This window comes from Flavobacterium marginilacus, assembly GCF_026870155.1.
Lineage (GTDB): Bacteria > Bacteroidota > Bacteroidia > Flavobacteriales > Flavobacteriaceae > Flavobacterium > Flavobacterium marginilacus.
On sequence record NZ_CP113975.1, the window covers coordinates 264,435 to 283,030 of the forward strand.

The following is an 18,596-nucleotide window of genomic DNA, read 5'->3' on the forward strand; positions in this document are numbered from 1 at the left end:
GTCTTTTCTATTTAATATCTTTCAATCGCAATTGAATGCTCACTTTGTCATTCCACTCATTTTCATCGATACAGTATACGGCATCGAATTCCTGCTGACTGTTAGTCAAATCTTTTTTATTTCCCAACCCAAAGCCAATTGCAGCAAAACCTTCGGAGTTATTTTGTTTTACAAACAGTTTTAAATGTTCGTCCTCGGATCCTAATGTTTTGGCATAACCTGTATCTTTTATTTTTTTTGTCAAAAAAACAGGCGTCATATTTTGAGGGCCAAAAGGTTCAAATTGTTTTAAAATCCGGATTAATTTTGGTGAAATGTCTGCAAAATTAATTTCGGCGTCAATGGTGATTTCTGGGGTTAAATGATCGGGATGAATAGTTTCTTCAACTATTTTTTCAAAAGCATTTTTAAAACTTTGATAATTTTCTGCCGCCAAAGTCATCCCTGCGGCATACATATGTCCTCCAAACTGTTCTAAATGTTCTGAACAGGCTTCGAGAGCATTGTACACATCAAACCCTTTTACAGATCGTGCAGAAGCGGCATATTTGTCTCCGCTTTTTGTAAAAACCAATGTTGGGCGGTAATAAGTTTCAATTAATCGGGAAGCTACAATTCCAATCACGCCTTTGTGCCAATCTTCTTGAAAAACTACCGAAGTAAAGTTTTTTTCTTCCTGATTTTGTGTAATCTGCTGGAGTGCTTCTTTAGTGATTTGTTTGTCTAAATCCTTTCGGTCCGAATTATATTGTTCAATTTCGGAAGCAAATTGCTGTGCCTGTTCAAAATTAAATTCGGTTAACAATTCAACGGCATGATTACCGTGTTTGATACGTCCGGCAGCGTTGATTCGAGGGGCAATTATAAAAACAACATCGGTAATATCGAGTGTTTTCTTTTTTATTTGATGTATTAATGCTTTAATTCCTGGTCTTGGCTGTGAATTGATTACCTGTAATCCGAAATAGGCCAAAACACGATTTTCGCCAGTCATAGGAACAATGTCAGCGGCTATTGCAGTAGCAACTAAATCAAGATATAATACTAAATCCTCAATCGTTTGGTTTCTGTTTGTCCCCAAAGCCTGAATAAGCTTGAAACCCACTCCGCAGCCGCACAATTCGTCATAAGGATAATTGCAGTCTTCGCGTTTTGGATCGAGAACCGCTACGGCTTCTGGCAAAACTGCTCCGGGTCTGTGGTGGTCACAAATGATGAAATCAATGTTTCGTTCTTTTGCGTAAGCGATATGATCGATTGATTTTATACCACAGTCCAAAGCTATGATTAATGAAAATCCGTTGTCGTCGGCAAAATCAATTCCCTTAAAAGAAATTCCATAGCCCTCATCATATCGATCGGGAATATAAGTAGCAATATTTGGGTAATAGCTTTTCAAATAGGACGAAACCAGCGAAACAGCCGTTGTACCATCAACATCATAATCGCCAAATATGAGTATGTTTTCCTGATTTTGAATTGCTCTTTCGATGCGTTCGACAGCTTTGTCCATGTCCTTCATCAGGTAAGGATCGTGCAGATCGTCTAACGTTGGACGAAAAAATTGTTTGGCCTGCTCAAAAGTTTCAATTCCTCTTTGGATTAGTAAAGTGGCGACAAAGTCTTCTATGTTAAGAGCCTGAGCTAAGTGCTTTATTTTTTCTTCTGAAGGTTTTGGCTTAATTGTCCAACGCATTTTTTATGGAGGTTTGATAAATTGTATGTAAAATCAAGTGTATTCTAGCAACAATTTTTAGGATACGAATTTAATTTTTTTAAATCAAAACAGACGACAATTGTTTCTTAAATTATTGGGACAAAAGTAAAATATCCGATAAAAAATAGTAACTTTGAAACAAATAAGCTTCGTTATAATTAAAAACAATATATAATGGAACAAAAAAGCTACTATAAAAACTGGTATGCATTGACAGACAATGCCATTGTAGAGACACTTTGCAAAAGTATCAAACAAATGCGTTTGAATAGAAATATCTCGCAGGAAGAACTTTCCGAAAGATCAGGTGTCAACAGGATTACAATCAGCAGGATGGAAACCGGAAAAGCAATCAATTTGATGACATTGATACAATTGCTTCGGGCTTTGGAAAAACTGGAATTGTTAAATTACCTGAACGAAGAACCCGAAATCAGTCCGATGATGGTGATGGAAGCCCAGAAAAAACTCCGCAAGAAAGCTTCGCCAACATCCCGAAATTCTAATTCTAACGAATACGGATTATGATTGCAATTGCCGATGTGAAAATTTGGAGCCATAAGGTTGGAGTTATACTTTGGGAGCAGCAGAGAAATTATGGTGTTTTTGAATACGACAAGCAGTTTTTTAAAACAGGATTGGATCTTTCTCCGATAATGATGCCTGTTGCCGATGCGCAAAGAGGCAGAAAAGTTTTTTCTTTTCCTCAATTAAATCCAGACACTTTTAAAGGTTTGCCTGGTTTACTTTCAGACAGTCTGCCCGATAAATTTGGTAATCAAATGATAGATGCCTGGCTGGCTCAACAGGGTAAAAGCGGTAGTGATTTCAATCCCGTTGACCGTCTTTGCTATATTGGCAAACGGGGAATGGGAGCTCTGGAATTTGAACCTGCGAGTAACAGTGTTGTCGAAAAATCGAATCCCATCGAAATTCAGGAACTGGTAAAATTTGCCAAGGAAGTTCTTGATACCCGAAGTGGTTTTCATTCTGATTTGAACTCGGAAAAAGGATTTTCGGATATACTGCAGGTGGGAAGTTCAGCGGGAGGTGCAAGAGCCAAAGCGGTTATTGCCTATAACGAAACCACTGGCGATGTGCGTTCAGGACAAGTGGATGGATTGGAAGGTTTTGATTATTGGCTGATTAAATTTGATGGGGTTACCAATCATCAGCTGGGTGACCCGAAAGGTTATGGAAATATTGAGTATGCTTATTATTTGATGGCTGTCGATGCCGGAATAACAATGTCTGAGAGTAAATTGATGACCGAGAATAACCGCTCACATTTTATGACCAAACGTTTTGACAGGCAGAATAATCAAAAAATCCATATGCAGACTTTATGCGGAATGGCTCACTTTGATTACAATCAGCCGAGGGCTTATTCTTATGAGCAGGCGTTTCAGGTGATGCGCCAAATGAGACTGCCCCATTCGGATATGGAAGAATTGTACAGGCGAATGGTTTTTAATGTGATGTCAAGAAATCAGGATGATCACACCAAGAATATTTCGTTTTTAATGTTCCCGAATGGTGAATGGCAACTCTCTCCGGCTTATGATGTGACTTATGCTTACAATCCGGATAATTTTTGGCTGAAAGCCCATCAAATGAGTGTTAACGGAAAAAGGGAGAATATTTTATTGGAGGATCTTTTGGCTGTGGCCAAAAATATAAACCTTAAAAAACCGAAACCAATTATCGAGCAGTGCAATGATGTGCTTTCCAATTGGAAGGATTATGCCGTTAAAGCAGGTATTGAAAACAATCAAATAGAGCAAATTGACAATCAGATTGTTTTGTTTAAATTGTAACTTTTTTGATTCAATATATATTAAAAATACACATAATGAATCAAAAAAGCTACAATTTTAAAATTATTTAAGTTCTAATGCTTTACCTTCAAATTTAATTCCATCCCAGCCAGTTTTCATAAAGTTGCGGATATTTTGGTGGTTGGTACCGTTTGGATCTCCCAAAGTTTCTTCAAAATAATAGGCTCCAAAACAAGCTAATGTTTCCTCAACAGATAATTTTTGCAATAGCGCAAAAGAAAATAATTTACAAGATCCTGAATTGGTCCCTGCTTCATTGTGAGTGTCTCCGTTTTGAAATGCAGTTGGCGTAAAATTGTAATTTTCTTCTATTACTGCAATTGTTTCTGCAAATGTGTTGGCTGTTGGGTTTTGTCTTAGATTTTCTAAAAAGGTACTGATAGTCATATTTATGTATTTATTCTTCTTCTTTCTGAAATTTATTTTTTTTGGCTTCTTTTACAATTGGTTTTCCTGCAACAATTATAACAATCTCACCACGAGGAGCTGTTTTTTCAAAGTGTGTCAGCACTTCGCGAGCTGTTCCGCGACGATTTTCTTCGTGCAGTTTGGACAATTCACGACAAACGCAGATTTGCCGGTCTTCGCCAAAATAAGTAACGAATTCAGCCAAGGTTTTCACCAATTTATGTGGCGAAACATACAGAATCATCGTTCTGGTTTCTTCGGCAAGTTCTAGATATCGGGTCTGTCTTCCTTTTTTTTCCGGAAGGAAACCTTCAAAAACGAATTTGTCATTTGGCAGTCCGCTGTTGACTAATGCTGGTACAAAAGCCGTTGCGCCAGGCAAACATTCCACTGCAATTCCGTTTTCGATACAGGCACGAGTCAATAAAAAACCAGGATCGGAAATAGCCGGTGTCCCCGCATCCGAAATCAAAGCGATGTTTTCACCGGCTTTCAATCTGGAAATTACATTCTCTGTTGTTTTGTGTTCGTTATGCATGTGATGGCTGTGCATGTGCGTGCCAATTTCAAAATGTTTGAGCAGTTTTCCGCTCGTTCGGGTATCTTCGGCAAGGATTAGATCTACTTCTTTAAGAATCCTAATAGCCCGAAAAGTCATGTCTTCGAGGTTGCCGATAGGAGTGGGTACGATATATAATTTTGACATTTTTCTTGTTTAAAGAAGGGATTTAATAAAATATTTTGAACCAAATGCCTTTAAAACGACAAGAATTTTTTCTCTATGATTTCCATAAAACGCTGTTCATATTCTTCTTTTCCTTCCCAATTATCGTAATCTGGTTTTACCATTTCATCGATAAAACTTTTAGTTTCCAGAAAAGTGTCAAATGTTATCAGCTGGTTGAGAACACGGTTATAATCTTCATTGCTTCCGCCAAATAAATGTTTTACAAATGCAATTCGGTCGTTTAGGCCAATGGTAATTTCTTTTGCCAGCTTCTCATTCAAAGTAGCTGATTTAGGCTCAGCTTTTTCGAAATTAGTTTGCGGAGCGGATAAAATTGGTTCTTTTTCAAGCTGAAAAGAAGGAGCAGTTTTGATAGCTTCCGGCTCTTGTTTTTTATCTGAAACTTTTACAAAATCAGGATCGGTATAGTGGCCTCCAAGAAGATCATCAAACGAAATCTGAACGGCTTCTTTTTTCTTTGGAGTTTCGGGTATTATGGTTTCTATAGCGTCAACAATTGGTTCAAATGCCATTTTTTCAGAAACGACTGGCTCTTCAATTGGTGCTGGTTTTTCGATAATTTCAGAAACAATAATTTCAGGTTCTTCTGCAACTGCAATTGGTTCAGGAGATACAACTTCTGCAGTCTCAATTTCAACAGTTTTGTCCTTTATTTTCTCAGTTATAGGTGTTTCTTCTATAATTGGTTCACTGACCGGAATTGGTTTTTGAAACTCTGGTATAGCCATGTTTTCAAAAAACTCTTTCATTTTCTCTACAACTTCAGCTTGACCAATGGTAGGTTTTGGATCTCCAAAATGCTCTTCAACAAATCGTAAAACAGCTAATTTTTCATATAATTTTTGTGTTTCCAAATAAAGCTGATTGATGTCTGATTTATTTTTAAGTTGTAAAATTCTATGAGCAATGCTGATTAAATCGGCTTCTAGTTTTTTTTGCATAACTTTTGAAATTATATGAATATGTGGCTTTATATAAATTGTTCTTTACTGGTAATCGATGAAGCGGGTTAAATTTCTTTTTCAATTTTATTATTGAAATAAGACTTCTCAGATTTTCGAATTGATAAAAATTATCTACTTTTGAAACGAGGTAAAACAGAAATTTACCCAATTGATTTATTACCGATACAAAGTAATAAAAACTATTCATTTTTTAAGGCAGAAAAAAACAAAATGTTTCTCGAAAACACAGTAAATCATAAAGAGCAGTTTGGATGGATTGAAGTCATTTGTGGCTCAATGTTTTCGGGAAAGACCGAAGAACTTATTCGTAGATTAAAACGGGCTCAGTTTGCCAAACAGAAAGTAGAAATTTTCAAACCCGCCATTGATACCCGTTATCATGACGAAATGGTAGTCTCTCATGACAGCAATGAAATCCGTTCAACGCCAGTTCCTGCAGCGGCCAATATTGCTATTTTGGCACAAGGCTGTGATGTAATCGGGATTGATGAAGCCCAGTTTTTTGATGACGAAATCGTGACGGTCTGCAATGACCTTGCCAATCAGGGAATTCGTGTAATTGTAGCCGGTTTGGACATGGATTTTAAAGGAAATCCTTTTGGTCCTATGCCAGCACTTATGGCTACGGCTGAGTATGTAACCAAAGTACATGCTGTATGTACCCGAACCGGAAATTTAGCCCATTACAGTTTTCGAAAAACCGATAATGATAAACTCGTAATGCTTGGCGAAACCGAGGAGTATGAGCCTTTGAGCCGTGCCGCTTATTATCATGCCATGCGGAAAGACGAGGAAAAGAACTAAAACAATAACCCCTTTCGAATCTTTAAATTTTGAAAGGGGCTTTTGTTGTTTTTTAGTTAAAAATAGATTCCAATTTAAAATCCAATTCAGGAAATAATTTACTTTGAATGTTGTCTTCCTCAATCAGAGGATGCATTCCTATAAACTGATTTTCTTTTAAGACATAGATGAAAACCGTTTTGTCTGCGGGGTTTACGATCCAATATTCTAATACTCCCGCTTCTTCATATAAATCAAATTTATACTTCATTTCTTTGTTTGAATTTCCCGGCGATAGAATCTCAATGATTAAATCAGGAGCACCAATAGCGCCTCGTTCATCAATTTTGGAATCATCACAAATCATACACAAATCAGGTTGTACTACATTATATATTTCTTTGTCTAAGGTCGATTTTTTCTTGTCAAGCAATCGAACATCAAACGGTGCAATAAATAATTCACAAGAATTTTTTTTGAAAGCATTAATCATAATGCCTGTCAGTTTTCTAGATATTCTTTGATGAGTAGTGCTTGGTGCGGGATTCATCTTATAAATTTTTCCTTTTATCAATTCCAGTTTTTCCTGAAATTGCCATGTTAAATAATCGGCATAGGAATATTTTTTGTTTAAATCCAATGAATTAATGTCGGTTATCATAACTGCTGCTTTTTGACAAAGTTGCTAAAAAAACAAAGCTCTTTTATTGAGATAAAAGGGTTAGGTTATATTTTTAAAACACCAATTTTATCTAAATTGAAAAGCCTTAGCTGAGATTGATGATTTTTAACTTTTAAATTTAATTTCGTTGCTGTTTATTGTTTTTTCAACCTTTTAAAATCTTCGATATATAGACCTTTGGCTGTATTTGTAGGGTTAAATGCAGTAAGATTGTCAATTTTAAAAGGCAAAGAGAGATCGGTGTTTTTTGCTGTCGTTCGCAAAGTCTGGCCCGTAATTAATTCGATGGCTTTCTTTAAACAAGGATCTTTTACGTTTCCAAATTCAACCAGATTTAAGAAAATGCTATAAGGATTAATTTCGTAATCGGGTTTAATATTCGCTGGATTCGCATCTTTATCTTTGTTATAATATGAAAAGGTAATGGGCTGCAATTGCCATTTGTGTTTGGTGCTTCGATTAGCATAGGAGGTATAATCATAAGCAGGAGAATCGTATAGTGTGTTAGATCCTACAAATTTACCAACTGTTTCTTCACCTATTGTTATTACACTAATGTATTTTTTTAGGCATTGTATCGTAAGCTCACTCGCAGAAGCAGTTTGAAAACTTACCAGCACATATATTTTTGTCAAAGCAAGACTGTTTATACTTTCTTCTCTCTGAAAAGTTGGCTGATTATCAACTAAGTTAAAAATTTTCACTTTTTCCGAAAGATTTTCATAGCCATCTTCACTATTGTGTTTATCATTGAAGTCCAAATAAATATAAGGCTTATTGGTAAAACTGCCGTTAATCATCTGCGCCAAAGCAATTGCCGTTTCTACTGAGCCTCCTCCATTGTATCTTAAATCCAAAACCAATTCGTTAATTCCATCCGATTGCATTTTAGCGAAAGCCAAATTGAGTTCATCATTATAATCTGATTTGAAACCATTAAAAACCAGATAACCAATGTTCTTCGCTCCATATATTTTCTTTTCGTAATAAGCAACTGGGTTTTCGTCAATTTCGGTTTTGGTTACAGTCACAGTTCCTGCTTTGTCTGTGGTTACTAAACTGCTGCTTGTAAATTGCACGCTTGCTGCCAGAGTAATTGTGATTTGTGTGTTTTCCAGCTGGTCATAATTGCTTGAAGTAAGCTGGCTTCCATTTATTTTTGTAATAACGTCGCCTCTTTTCAATCCTGCCAAAGCTGATGGTGAGCCAGGCACAACGTAGTTGATTAAGGCTACCATATTTATACTGGATGCGTCTTTAGGATAAATTCCATAGCTAAAACCACCTTTTTTTTCGACTTCTGCAATTTTTGTAGCATACACTACCTCATTACTGTTTTCAATCCAAGAAAATCGATCGACAGTTTCTCTTTGATACAGGAGTGAATAAAAAAGCGCATCAGGAGTTTTTCCGTTAATAAAATTGTTATATGCTGAGGTAGAAGTGATTTTGCTGTCGGACAAATCGGTAACGTTGGGCTGCCAGTAGTACCAGGAATTCATCGCTTTCCAAACAAAGTTGTTAATCTCGTCTGGCTTGGAAGCAGTTGTTTCATTAGAGTCAGAATCCTTGCTGCAAGCAGTAAAGGCCAATCCTAGAATTAATGTTGGAATAATATATTTTAATCTCATTGTTTTTTCAATGTTTAAATTAAGTTAGCTTTGTAGATATAAAACTCTAAAAGTATGAAGAATAGTATTCCAAAAGCCGTGTTTTTATTGTTTTCTTTCGGAATTCTTTTTCTTTTCTCCTGTTCCAGACAACTTTTAGAGATTCAAAACCAAACGTATAAAAGTTACAACAGGAATAGCGAGAAAGGATATGTAGTTAGTTTTGAATTAAATAATACTGCTGTTATTCCTAAATCGGTTGTGATTAATGGTATTGTTCAGGATATATCCGAAGTAAACAAAATTGGAGATACTTATACAGTAAATGTGATTGCACAAACTGCCATAATTCATAATTATCAAGTAAAATTAGATAAAAAAGAAAACGGAATTTATTTTGAGAAAAATTCCAATATATTTTTTCAACCTGTAAAATTTAGATTAATCGCCGATTAATTTTCTTTTTTAATGAAAATCAAAAGGAGTAAAAAATCTAAAATTCTGATAATGATTTCAGAGGTTTTTTTAACTTAATAAAACTCTAAAATAAGGACTATTCCATTGCTATTTTTTTTAACTTTGATGTAAAATTAACGGCAATGGATTTACAAGCAAGAAAAATAGCATTAGTTCAAGAATTTCTTTCAATTGAAAGTGAGGAAATGATTTCCCGCTTAGAAAAATTGTTAAAAATTAAAAAAAACGGAATAGAAGACATCAATTTCCAGCCGATGACAATGGAAGAGTTTGAAAGTAGAATTGACCAGTCAATGGATGATTCAAAAAATGGACGAGTTATTGAAGCAAACGAGTTATTGAAAGAGATTGAAAAATGGAGCTAAAATTAAATTGGACGGAATATTCCAAAAATGAATTGCGAAAAATATTTTTATATTATAAAAGCAAATCCAATTTAAAAACTGCAAAAAATAAAGTAAAAGAAATTTCAAAAGAAGTACTTATTCTTGAGAAGTACCCATTTATAGGTCAAAAAGAAAAGCTTTTAGTAAATAGAGAACAAGAATTTCGTTATTTTTTATGTGGAAATCATAAGATAGTTTATTATGTAGATTTAGAAATAAACTTAGTTGAAATTGTCGATATCTTTGATTGCCGGCAAGAACCTTTAAAAATTAAAAGAACAAAATAATGTGTTTTAAAATTTTTAAATCTTCTTCAAAATGAATTTATCCTTAAAAAAAATCATTTCAATTCTGGATGCTAAAACAATCGACATTCAGGATACTATTGAAATTGATAATATCTCCATCGACAGCCGTTCCCTGCAAAACAACGAAAAAACACTCTTTTTTGCATTAGTCGGAAGCAATCACGATGCCCATATTTATATAAAAGACTTAATTGCAAAAGGCGTTCGTCATTTTGTGGTGACCCATATTCCAGATGGTTTTGAGGGAAAAGCCAATTTTTTGGTTGTCAAAAATACCCTTGAAGCTTTACAGCAAACGGCGTCCTATTACCGAAGTCTTTTTTCGTTTCCTATTATCGGCGTGACGGGAAGCAACGGCAAAACCATTGTGAAGGAATGGCTCAATTTCCTGCTGAGTCCTGACTGTAATATCATCCGAAGTCCGAAAAGTTATAATTCGCAGGTAGGTGTGCCTTTGTCTGTGCTTGCGATTAATGAACAGCATAATCTTGGAATTTTCGAAGCTGGAATTTCGACGGTTTCAGAAATGGATAAACTCGAAAAAATCATTCGGCCAACGATCGGAATCCTGACCAATATCGGTTCTGCTCACGATGAAGGTTTTGAAAATCTGGAAGAAAAAATCAGCGAAAAAATGTTGCTTTTCCAAAATTCCGAAGTGGTGATTTATCAAAAAAACAACAGTGTAGAGAAATTTATTCTTCCAAAAACAAAAGCGATTTCTTGGTCTTTTACTGATAAAACCGCTACGGTTTTTGTAGCCAAAAAAGAACACACGCACGACCATACTTATATTGAATATACCTATAAAGGGAATATTTCGACCTTGCAGATTCCTTTTGTGGATGATGCATCTGTCGAAAACGTGATTTCCTGTCTTTTGGTTTTACTGTATTTGGAATACGATGCTAAAACGATTCAAAGCCGAATCGAATTATTGTTTCCGATGGAAATGCGCCTGAAAGTGAAAAAGGGAATCAACAACTGCAGTCTGATTGACGACAGTTACAGTTCCGATTTTCAGTCATTGAAAATAGCTTTGGATTTTTTGGAAAGTCAAAAACAGCATCAGAAAAAAACGGTGATTCTTTCGGATATTTTCCAAAGCGGATTGTCGAATGAACAGCTGTATTCTAAAGTGGCCGAGCTGATAGTTTCCAATAAAATCGGTCGTTTTATCGGAATCGGCGAAACGGTTTCGACATTAAAAACAAAACTTGACAATGCCTTCTTTTTCAAAGATACCGACGAATTTTTATTGCAGTTGGAACAGCTTAATTTTGAAAATGAAACCATTCTGATAAAAGGCGCAAGATCGTTTCAATTTGAAGAAATTGTGTCGGCATTGGCTGAGAAAACACACGAAACGGTTCTCGAAATCAATCTAAATGCAATAAGCCATAACTTTAATTTCTTTAAATCAAAACTGAAATCCGGCACCAAAATGATGGCGATGGTCAAAGCGTTTGGTTATGGAAGTGGAGGATTTGAAATCGCGAAATTATTGGAACATCACAAGGTGGATTATTTGGGTGTGGCTTTCGCCGATGAAGGAATTTCACTGAAAACGATGGGAATCAAATTACCAATCATGGTTTTGAATCCCGAAAACACGAGTTTTCCAGCAATTATTCAGCATCAGCTGGAACCTGAAATTTACAGTCTGAAAGGCTTGAATGCTTTCCTGAAAATTGCGGAACAGAAAAAACTAAAAGACTTTCCGATTCACATAAAAATGGATACTGGAATGCACCGTTTGGGTTTTGAGTTAAACACGATTGATGATTTAATTGCCACTTTGAAAGGAAACCAAACGGTTAAAGTAAAGAGTATTCTGTCCCATTTAGCGACTAGCGATGATTTACAGCAAAAAGATTTTGTTCAATACCAAATCAGGTTATTCGAAAAACTGTCCTCAAAATTGATGGATGAACTTCAAATTACTCCTATTCGTCATATTTTGAATACTTCGGGCATCAGTAATTTTCCGGAGGCGCAGTATGATATGGTTCGTTTGGGAATTGGTCTTTATGGCGTTTCCAATGATTCAGAAGAGCAAAAATATCTGGAAAACGTGGGAACGTTAAAATCGATTATTTCTCAAATAAGGACGATTCAATCGGGTGAAAGTGTTGGCTACGGAAGGCGTTTTATGGCAGATAAGGAATCGAAAATTGCTACAATCCCTATTGGTTACGCTGATGGAATTTCGAGACATTGGGGAAATGGTATTGGCTTCATTACAATAAAAAATCAAAAAGCTCCCATCCTAGGAAGTGTATGTATGGACATGCTGATGGTTGATGTAACTGATATTGACTGCAAAGAGGGAGATTCGGTAGTGATTTTTGGCGAAAGCCCGACCGTGACTTATATGGCGGAACAATTGAAAACGATTCCGTATGAGATTCTTACCAGTATTTCCCAGCGTGTTAAGCGTGTTTTTTATAGGGAGTAACGCGGTTTTTTTGTTAAAAAATTACTATATTCGTTACATTATAAACGAACCAAAATCAATATATTATGGGATTTATCAGTGATTTCAAAGCCTTTTTGATGAAAGGTGAAATAGTAAATTTGGCAACAGCGGTAATCGTTGGTGGGGCTTTTGGTAAAATTGTGACTTCATTCACGAATGATATTTTGATGCCTCCCATTGGATTATTATTAGGAAAGGTTGATTTCAAAAACCTGAAACTTGTGCTTCAGGACGGTATTCCCGCAGTAATGGAAAATGGAGTTGAAAAAACGCCTGCAATTGCAGAAGTTGCACTCAATTATGGAGCTTTCATACAAACCGTTTTTGATTTTGTGATTATCGGTTTCTGTATCTTTATAGTACTGAAAGCTTATGAAAAAACCAAGAAACAGGAAGTCGTTGCAGAAGCTCCGCCTGCAGGACCAACACAGGAAGAATTACTTACCCAAATCAGGGATTTATTGAAAAAGTAATTCCTAAGATTCTAAGAAAAAATCTTAGCAACTTAGTATCTCAGTAACTTTACAACTTTAAAAAGAAATTATACCGCTCAACACTATATATTCTAACTAAACCACTCTATGAACGGGTGGTTCTTTTTTATGTTTGATTTATAACAATTTGTTATTTTTTGTGAAGACCATTGTTTTGTTTTGAATATTACATACTTTTGTCTTTCAAAATAGAAATACACAATAAAAATATATAGAATGAAAATAGCAGTTGTAGGAGCTACCGGAATGGTTGGCGAGATTATGTTGAAAGTATTAGAAGAAAGAAATTTTTCATACACAGAATTAATTCTTGTAGCTTCTGAAAGATCAGTAGGTAAAGTAATTGAATTCAAAGGGCAAAAACATACCGTGGTTGGATTGCAGACAGCAGTAGATATGAAAGCGGATATAGCTTTATTTTCTGCAGGCGGGGGAACTTCATTGGAATGGGCTCCAAAATTTGCTGAAGCAGGAACTACTGTTATTGACAATTCATCAGCTTGGAGAATGGATCCAACTAAAAAATTGGTTGTTCCTGAAATCAATGCCAATCAATTAACAAAAGAGGACAAAATAATTGCAAACCCAAACTGTTCTACCATTCAAATGGTATTGGCTTTGGCTCCATTGCACAAAAAATACAATGTAAAACGTGTTATTGTTTCTACTTACCAATCCATTACAGGAACTGGTGTAAAAGCAGTTCAGCAATTCGAAAATGAAGTAGCCGGAGTAAAAGGCGATATGGTTTACAAATACGAAATCAACCGTAACTGTATCCCGCAATGTGACGTTTTTGAAGATAACGGATACACTAAAGAAGAGATGAAATTGGTGAAAGAAACTAAAAAAATCTTAAGCGACGATTCTATCAAAGTAACGGCTACTGCGGTTCGTGTGCCTGTTGTAGGCGGACATAGCGAAGCGGTGAATGTTGAATTCAGCAATGATTTTGACGTAAACGAGGTTAGAACTATTTTGAGCCAGACAGATGGAGTAGTGGTTCAGGATAATTTAGATACTTTTACTTATCCAATGCCAAAATATGCCGAAGGTAAAAATGATGTTTTCGTAGGCCGTATCCGTCGTGACGAAAGTCAGGACAATACTTTGAATATGTGGATTGTTGCCGATAACTTAAGAAAAGGTGCCGCTACAAATACTATTCAGATTGCAGAATACTTAATTGCAGCAAAATTGGTTTAATCCATTTTTAGAATTAATAAATAAAGAAACTACAACTTTAAATGGTTGTAGTTTTTTTGTTTATTTTCGGGTGAAAACTTTTTCAGAATGTTAATATATAGTTGGGATAAAATGAAAAATTATAAGTTGTTAATTCTACTTTTTTTAATTGCTGTAACTTCTAATGGACAAAATATTGTGCCAAATATTTCGGCGAGAGTAGATACCTCTAAAGTATCTGTAAAACAAGTATATCATCTATACAAAAACTACCTTAATTCAAAGCCAGACAGCATTTATCAAAATCCCAATTGGAACATAAAGGAAGCGAAATATTATTTAAAAAATAAAATGGTCGTCGACAGGTCCGCCGGTAAAATGTTTTTTTACAACAATTCGATTAAGTTTTTTGCTAACGATATTCCTAAAATATTGCAAATTGACAGTATTGCAGCAAATAGATATCAAATCAAAACTATTTTTGCTGCCAAATGTCCAGACGCTGAAGATGAAAAATTCAATCCGGATTATATTACGAAATTGTATGCTGTGAGAGATGCTGCAGGGCAATTTAAATTAGAGAATACAATTTCCTATGACACTCGAAAATGGGAGAAATACCAATATAAATTTATTAATTATGTAATACATCCAGATTGTGATTTCAACAAAAAAGAAGCGTCAAAGGCGATAGCTTTTTGCGAAAAAACAGCGAAGCAGTTTAATCTCAAAGTGGAACCTTTTACATATTACATATTGCCGAATTCAGATGAAATGGGTAAACTTTATAATTTTGATTATTGGATGTCGTATTTAGGAGGGCAAACATTGACTTCTATTCGAGAAATTTTTACAACCTATGGCAAAGAGAGCTATCCACACGAGTTTGTTCATATGTTATTTCCTGCTTCAAAAGATAATGTTTCAGGATGCCCAATGATTATTACTGAAGGCATAGCTACATGGCTGGCAGGACCAAACAGTAAGGAAACTTTTGAAGAAGCATTAAAAAGAGTTTCAAAAACATTTCAAAAACAGGAAAAAATTACATTAGATGATATAATGACTTTTAAAATCAGGAATAAATTTGATAACAGTATTTTATATGTCACCGGCGGAGTAATTTGCAAACTTGTTTATGAAAAACAGGGCAAAGAAGGAATTTGGAAATTGTACAATTCCAACAAGGAAAACTTTAATTCGGTTTTAGAAAAACAATTTGGGATGAGCTATAGAGAAGTGGAAACATTAGTTATAAAGACAATAAAAGAGTATAATGTAAAATAGAAAGAAAATTGCTTTAATTCTTTTTACATTTTAATAACTACAAAAACTACAATTTAAACGGTTGTAGTTTTTTTGTTTTACTACCTTTGCAGCGTGAAAAGGAAGCAGCTCATAATAAATCTCTCATTAGTTGTTACAATATTGTTCTCAATATTGTTTCAGTCTTTTGATAGTATAAGCCACCTTCAAGAGAAGTTTTCCGAAAAAGAATGTCATCACACTTATAATTCCAGTGCCGAGTTTACACACCAGCATCATAGTTTTGACCATTGTTATGTTTGCCAGTTTGGTTTTAGCAGTTTTATAACACCAATAAAATATTCCTATGCATTATTCGCTGGGAAATATAATATTCCTTATTTCTTTACATACACCGAATCTATTTTTTCATTTTCGGGCAGTCTGTATTCCCATCGCGGCCCCCCAAATTCATAACTGCCACTAAAATTATTTGAAGCGAAAGAATTGGCTTTGTCGGCAATAATAGTTCCGCTTTCCGCTGCACCCGAGCGATAGCGAACTGACGAAGTAATCTTGTATGCCGAACACCGGCACACAAGGATTTTTACTGCAATCGGGGCTAAAGAGCCGTAATAGTGCATTTTTGGAATTATTGCCAAACGTTATCAAATATTTTTGGCATAATCCATAAATCCGCGCAAATCTTTTTGATCTGCGTCATCCGTGTTCTATTGCGGAATTTGTAAATTTTTCAAATAAAAAAAGCACCACAAAGGCTAAATCCAATAAGAGATTTAGTCTCTAATTCAACTATTCACAAAACATTTTCAATCATTGCTGTCTTTTAAAAAGATCATTGATTGGAAAATAACATACATTATATGAAACAATATTTATTAGTCCTCTTTTTAGGACTTACCACTTTTTTACAGGCACAAAACACCATAACGGGAAAAGTAACCGATACCAAAAACAGTCCTTTAATTGGAGTTGTCGTTTATGCTGATGAGGCGCATAAGTCAGCAAAAACAGATGAAAACGGAATGTATACTTTGAGCGGACTTCCAAATGGAGAGGAAACTCTGGTGTTTTCATATGTAGGTTTTGCGAGCCAAAACAAAAAGATCCAAAAAGTTCAAAATACACAGACACTCGATATCGTTATGGATGAAATGGCTTTTCAAATGGACGAGGTTATTGTCTCCACGCCTTTCTCCAAGTTACAGTCCCAAAACGTGATGAAAGTCGACCGCGAAAGCGTGAAATCTATGCAGGAAAAAGGAAGCGCCACTTTGATAGAAGGCTTGGCAGCAATTCCTGGAGTTTCGCAGGTTTCTACGGGAACATCAATCGGAAAACCAGTAATCCGCGGATTGAGCGGTAACCGTGTTTTGGTTTATACACAAGGAATTAGATTGGAGAATCAGCAGTTTGGTGACGAACACGGTTTGGGATTAAATGATGCCGGAGTGGAAAATGTTGAGGTTATAAAAGGTCCGGCTTCTTTACTGTATGGTTCGGATGCGCTGGGCGGCGTTCTGTTTTTTAATCCCGAAAAATTTGCTTTGGCCAATACTTTTCAAGGTGATTTTGGACAGCGGATGTTTTCAAATACACTTGGATCAAACACAACTTTAGGGCTGAAAGCATCTACTGATAATTGGAAATATTTAATCCGCGGTGCTTACAGCACCCAATCTGATTATAAAATTCCCGATGGTGACCGTGTGACTAACACCCGTTTTCAGGAAATGGATTTCAAAGCAGGAATCGGGTATAGTAATGCCAAATTTTCGAGCGTTTTGAGATACAATTACAATAACTTGGATTTAGGAATTCCCGAAGATGGAATTGCGGATCAAACTACAACTAAAAAAACCGCTTTCCCAAAACAAGGTGTTTCCAATAATTTATTCTCTCTGAACAACACGCTGTTTTTTAGTAATTCAAAAATGGATGTGAATTTGGGATTTATTCAAAATGACCGGAGCGAGTTTGAAGACAGTGATGTGGCGGTCCTTCATATGGTTTTAAACACATTCGATTATAATGTCAAATACTATCTGCCGGCAATAGGCAAAGTAGAGACTATTGTTGGCGTTCAGGGAATGTCCCAAAGCAATAAAAACTTGGGGGAAGAATATTTAATTCCAAATGCAGCGACCAATGATTTTGGGGTTTTTGCAACAGGGATTTATGGCTGGGGTTCAAATTCTTTACAGGCAGGTATTCGATTTGATAACAGACATTTAGTTTCTGATGAACATGGAATTGCTGATGAAGAAGGTTATTTTGAAGCACTTGATAAAAAGTACGACAGTTTCAATGCCTCATTGGGATACAAAACAAATTTTGCTAAAGATTTGACTTTTCGATTAAATGCCGCAACAGGTTTTAGAGCTCCAAATCTGGCGGAACTTTCGTCCAATGGTGTTCACGAAGGCACATTTCGTTATGAAATTGGAAATTCTAATTTGAAAACTGAGCAAAACCTCCAGACCGATTTGGATTTGGAATACAAAAGCACTCATTTTGAATTTAGCGTAAGCGGTTTTTACAATCATATAAGCGATTATATCTATTCCTCTCCAAGCGGTGTCGAAATAGATGGTTTTAAAGTGTATGATTATATTCAGAACAATGCCAGTCTTTACGGTGGAGAAGCTGCACTGCACATTCACCCGCATCCGTTGGATTGGCTGCATTTTGAAACCAGTTTTGAAACCGTAACCGGAAAACTGCAGGATGGCGGTTACTTGCCTCAAATTCCGGCAAACAACTGGAACAACACTATAAAAACCGATTTTAAACTTGGTAAATGGCTTGATGACAGTTTTGCAACTTTGAATGTTTCAACTACTTTGAGTCAGAAGAAAATTAGCGGTTTTGACATTCCTTCGGATGGCTACACTTTGCTGAATATGGGTTTTGGCGGAAAAGTAAATCTCGGAAAAACTGCTTTTGACGTTAATCTGAATGGAAACAATCTGCTGAACAAAACGTATATTCCGCATTTGTCACGATTGGCAGCTTCTGGAATACCTAACCTGGGAAGGAATTTTGTTTTGGGTGTTGCGTTCAAATTTTAAAATTTTAAAAAAGCAGAATGTTGATTTTAGCCCCAATTACAATGGAAATCCTTATAAGCCGGGGTTCGGCTTATTATAAGATTACTTTGTCAGTTTGCTATTGCTCGGGAGTAATGGAAACGCGGAGGATTCTTGTTGAAAATGGCTAATCTTTCTGCTCCAAAAAAACAAACCCCAAT

General features: G+C 35.7%; 18 protein-coding genes. 11 read left to right on the top strand and 7 right to left on the bottom strand.

The genetic code is table 11. From position 1 onward, the window contains the following. Nucleotides 1-7 precede the first annotated feature (7 nt). Nucleotides 8-1,696: a single-stranded-DNA-specific exonuclease RecJ gene (gene recJ / locus OZP07_RS01150; RefSeq protein WP_281636978.1), complete on the bottom strand. Its 1,689-nt coding sequence runs from the start codon at nt 1,694-1,696 to the stop codon at nt 8-10. Nucleotides 1,697-1,891: 195 nt separating this feature from the next. On the opposite strand from recJ, the gene OZP07_RS01155 reads away from it, so the two are divergent. Continuing rightward, nucleotides 1,892-2,245, top strand: coding sequence for a helix-turn-helix domain-containing protein (locus OZP07_RS01155; RefSeq protein WP_281636979.1), 354 nt, complete (start codon nt 1,892-1,894; stop codon nt 2,243-2,245). Further along, nucleotides 2,242-3,534, top strand: a complete 1,293-nt coding sequence (locus OZP07_RS01160) for a type II toxin-antitoxin system HipA family toxin (RefSeq protein ID WP_281636980.1) — start codon at nt 2,242-2,244, stop codon at nt 3,532-3,534. Before OZP07_RS01155 ends, OZP07_RS01160 begins: the two co-directional genes overlap by 4 nt. 63 nt (nt 3,535-3,597) lie before the next feature. Here OZP07_RS01160 and OZP07_RS01165 read toward each other — a convergent pair whose 3' ends face one another. The 3 genes from OZP07_RS01165 to OZP07_RS01175 are packed head-to-tail and all read right to left on the bottom strand — an operon-like array spanning nt 3,598 to nt 5,652. Beyond that, a complete protein-coding gene (locus OZP07_RS01165; protein WP_281636981.1) occupies nt 3,598-3,942 on the bottom strand; it encodes a HopJ type III effector protein in 345 nt (114 codons plus the stop codon). A 10-nt stretch (nt 3,943-3,952) separates the two neighbouring features. Then, on the bottom strand, nt 3,953-4,669 hold the full coding sequence (gene rsmI, locus OZP07_RS01170) for a 16S rRNA (cytidine(1402)-2'-O)-methyltransferase (RefSeq protein WP_281636982.1): 717 nt from the start codon (nt 4,667-4,669) through the stop codon (nt 3,953-3,955). A gap of 50 nt (nt 4,670-4,719) precedes the next feature. Continuing rightward, nucleotides 4,720-5,652: a DUF8457 domain-containing protein gene (locus OZP07_RS01175; RefSeq protein ID WP_281636983.1), complete on the bottom strand. Its 933-nt coding sequence runs from the start codon at nt 5,650-5,652 to the stop codon at nt 4,720-4,722. Between the two features lie 234 nt (nt 5,653-5,886). On the opposite strand from OZP07_RS01175, the gene OZP07_RS01180 reads away from it, so the two are divergent. After that, nucleotides 5,887-6,480, top strand: a complete 594-nt coding sequence (locus tag OZP07_RS01180; RefSeq protein WP_194640541.1) for a thymidine kinase — start codon at nt 5,887-5,889, stop codon at nt 6,478-6,480. Between the two features lie 52 nt (nt 6,481-6,532). On the opposite strand, the gene OZP07_RS01185 is transcribed toward OZP07_RS01180, so the two are convergent. Next, complete coding sequence (locus tag OZP07_RS01185; protein WP_281636984.1) at nt 6,533-7,120, bottom strand: Uma2 family endonuclease; 588 nt, start codon at nt 7,118-7,120, stop codon at nt 6,533-6,535. 155 nt (nt 7,121-7,275) lie between these two features. Then, nucleotides 7,276-8,772, bottom strand: coding sequence for a S41 family peptidase (locus tag OZP07_RS01190; RefSeq protein WP_281636985.1), 1,497 nt, complete (start codon nt 8,770-8,772; stop codon nt 7,276-7,278). A 54-nt stretch (nt 8,773-8,826) separates the two neighbouring features. Between OZP07_RS01190 and OZP07_RS01195 the strand changes: the two genes are divergently transcribed. The 7 genes from OZP07_RS01195 (at nt 8,827) to OZP07_RS01225 (ending at nt 15,367) form a co-directional block, all read left to right on the top strand. After that, nucleotides 8,827-9,207 (top strand): hypothetical protein, encoded by a 381-nt coding sequence (locus OZP07_RS01195; protein ID WP_281636986.1) that lies wholly within the window; start codon nt 8,827-8,829, stop codon nt 9,205-9,207. Between the two features lie 143 nt (nt 9,208-9,350). Next, on the top strand, nt 9,351-9,593 hold the full coding sequence (locus OZP07_RS01200; protein ID WP_281636987.1) for a hypothetical protein: 243 nt from the start codon (nt 9,351-9,353) through the stop codon (nt 9,591-9,593). After that, nucleotides 9,584-9,901, top strand: coding sequence for a type II toxin-antitoxin system RelE/ParE family toxin (locus OZP07_RS01205; protein ID WP_194640463.1), 318 nt, complete (start codon nt 9,584-9,586; stop codon nt 9,899-9,901). Before OZP07_RS01200 ends, OZP07_RS01205 begins: the two co-directional genes overlap by 10 nt. 31 nt (nt 9,902-9,932) lie before the next feature. Further along, complete coding sequence (locus tag OZP07_RS01210) at nt 9,933-12,380, top strand: bifunctional UDP-N-acetylmuramoyl-tripeptide:D-alanyl-D-alanine ligase/alanine racemase (RefSeq protein WP_281636988.1); 2,448 nt, start codon at nt 9,933-9,935, stop codon at nt 12,378-12,380. Between the two features lie 65 nt (nt 12,381-12,445). After that, nucleotides 12,446-12,874, top strand: a complete 429-nt coding sequence (gene mscL / locus OZP07_RS01215; protein ID WP_281636989.1) for a large-conductance mechanosensitive channel protein MscL — start codon at nt 12,446-12,448, stop codon at nt 12,872-12,874. A gap of 237 nt (nt 12,875-13,111) precedes the next feature. After that, nucleotides 13,112-14,101, top strand: coding sequence for an aspartate-semialdehyde dehydrogenase (locus OZP07_RS01220; protein WP_281636990.1), 990 nt, complete (start codon nt 13,112-13,114; stop codon nt 14,099-14,101). 111 nt (nt 14,102-14,212) lie between these two features. Then, nucleotides 14,213-15,367, top strand: coding sequence for a hypothetical protein (locus tag OZP07_RS01225; protein WP_281636991.1), 1,155 nt, complete (start codon nt 14,213-14,215; stop codon nt 15,365-15,367). Between the two features lie 356 nt (nt 15,368-15,723). Here OZP07_RS01225 and OZP07_RS01230 read toward each other — a convergent pair whose 3' ends face one another. After that, complete coding sequence (locus OZP07_RS01230; RefSeq protein ID WP_281636992.1) at nt 15,724-15,969, bottom strand: hypothetical protein; 246 nt, start codon at nt 15,967-15,969, stop codon at nt 15,724-15,726. A gap of 240 nt (nt 15,970-16,209) precedes the next feature. Here OZP07_RS01230 and OZP07_RS01235 point away from each other — a divergent pair, with 240 nt between their 5' ends. After that, nucleotides 16,210-18,417, top strand: a complete 2,208-nt coding sequence (locus OZP07_RS01235; protein ID WP_281636993.1) for a TonB-dependent receptor — start codon at nt 16,210-16,212, stop codon at nt 18,415-18,417. The last annotated feature ends 179 nt before the right edge of the window (nt 18,418-18,596 follow it).

Excerpts from the sequence above, each read along its gene's own strand:
- OZP07_RS01180 (WP_194640541.1), top strand. The coding sequence starts at position 5,887 with ATGTTTCTCGAAAACACAGTAAATCATAAAGAGCAGTTTGGATGGATT.
- recJ (WP_281636978.1), bottom strand. The coding sequence starts at position 1,696 with ATGCGTTGGACAATTAAGCCAAAACCTTCAGAAGAAAAAATAAAGCAC.
- rsmI (WP_281636982.1), bottom strand. The coding sequence starts at position 4,669 with ATGTCAAAATTATATATCGTACCCACTCCTATCGGCAACCTCGAAGAC.
- OZP07_RS01190 (WP_281636985.1), bottom strand. The coding sequence starts at position 8,772 with ATGAGATTAAAATATATTATTCCAACATTAATTCTAGGATTGGCCTTT.
- OZP07_RS01225 (WP_281636991.1), top strand. The coding sequence starts at position 14,213 with ATGAAAAATTATAAGTTGTTAATTCTACTTTTTTTAATTGCTGTAACT.
- OZP07_RS01235 (WP_281636993.1), top strand. The coding sequence starts at position 16,210 with ATGAAACAATATTTATTAGTCCTCTTTTTAGGACTTACCACTTTTTTA.
- OZP07_RS01205 (WP_194640463.1), top strand. The coding sequence starts at position 9,584 with ATGGAGCTAAAATTAAATTGGACGGAATATTCCAAAAATGAATTGCGA.
- OZP07_RS01165 (WP_281636981.1), bottom strand. The coding sequence starts at position 3,942 with ATGACTATCAGTACCTTTTTAGAAAATCTAAGACAAAACCCAACAGCC.
- OZP07_RS01155 (WP_281636979.1), top strand. The coding sequence starts at position 1,892 with ATGGAACAAAAAAGCTACTATAAAAACTGGTATGCATTGACAGACAAT.
- OZP07_RS01230 (WP_281636992.1), bottom strand. The coding sequence starts at position 15,969 with ATGCACTATTACGGCTCTTTAGCCCCGATTGCAGTAAAAATCCTTGTG.
- OZP07_RS01195 (WP_281636986.1), top strand. The coding sequence starts at position 8,827 with ATGAAGAATAGTATTCCAAAAGCCGTGTTTTTATTGTTTTCTTTCGGA.
- OZP07_RS01185 (WP_281636984.1), bottom strand. The coding sequence starts at position 7,120 with ATGATAACCGACATTAATTCATTGGATTTAAACAAAAAATATTCCTAT.
- mscL (WP_281636989.1), top strand. The coding sequence starts at position 12,446 with ATGGGATTTATCAGTGATTTCAAAGCCTTTTTGATGAAAGGTGAAATA.
- OZP07_RS01210 (WP_281636988.1), top strand. The coding sequence starts at position 9,933 with ATGAATTTATCCTTAAAAAAAATCATTTCAATTCTGGATGCTAAAACA.
- OZP07_RS01160 (WP_281636980.1), top strand. The coding sequence starts at position 2,242 with ATGATTGCAATTGCCGATGTGAAAATTTGGAGCCATAAGGTTGGAGTT.
- OZP07_RS01175 (WP_281636983.1), bottom strand. The coding sequence starts at position 5,652 with ATGCAAAAAAAACTAGAAGCCGATTTAATCAGCATTGCTCATAGAATT.
- OZP07_RS01220 (WP_281636990.1), top strand. The coding sequence starts at position 13,112 with ATGAAAATAGCAGTTGTAGGAGCTACCGGAATGGTTGGCGAGATTATG.
- OZP07_RS01200 (WP_281636987.1), top strand. The coding sequence starts at position 9,351 with ATGGATTTACAAGCAAGAAAAATAGCATTAGTTCAAGAATTTCTTTCA.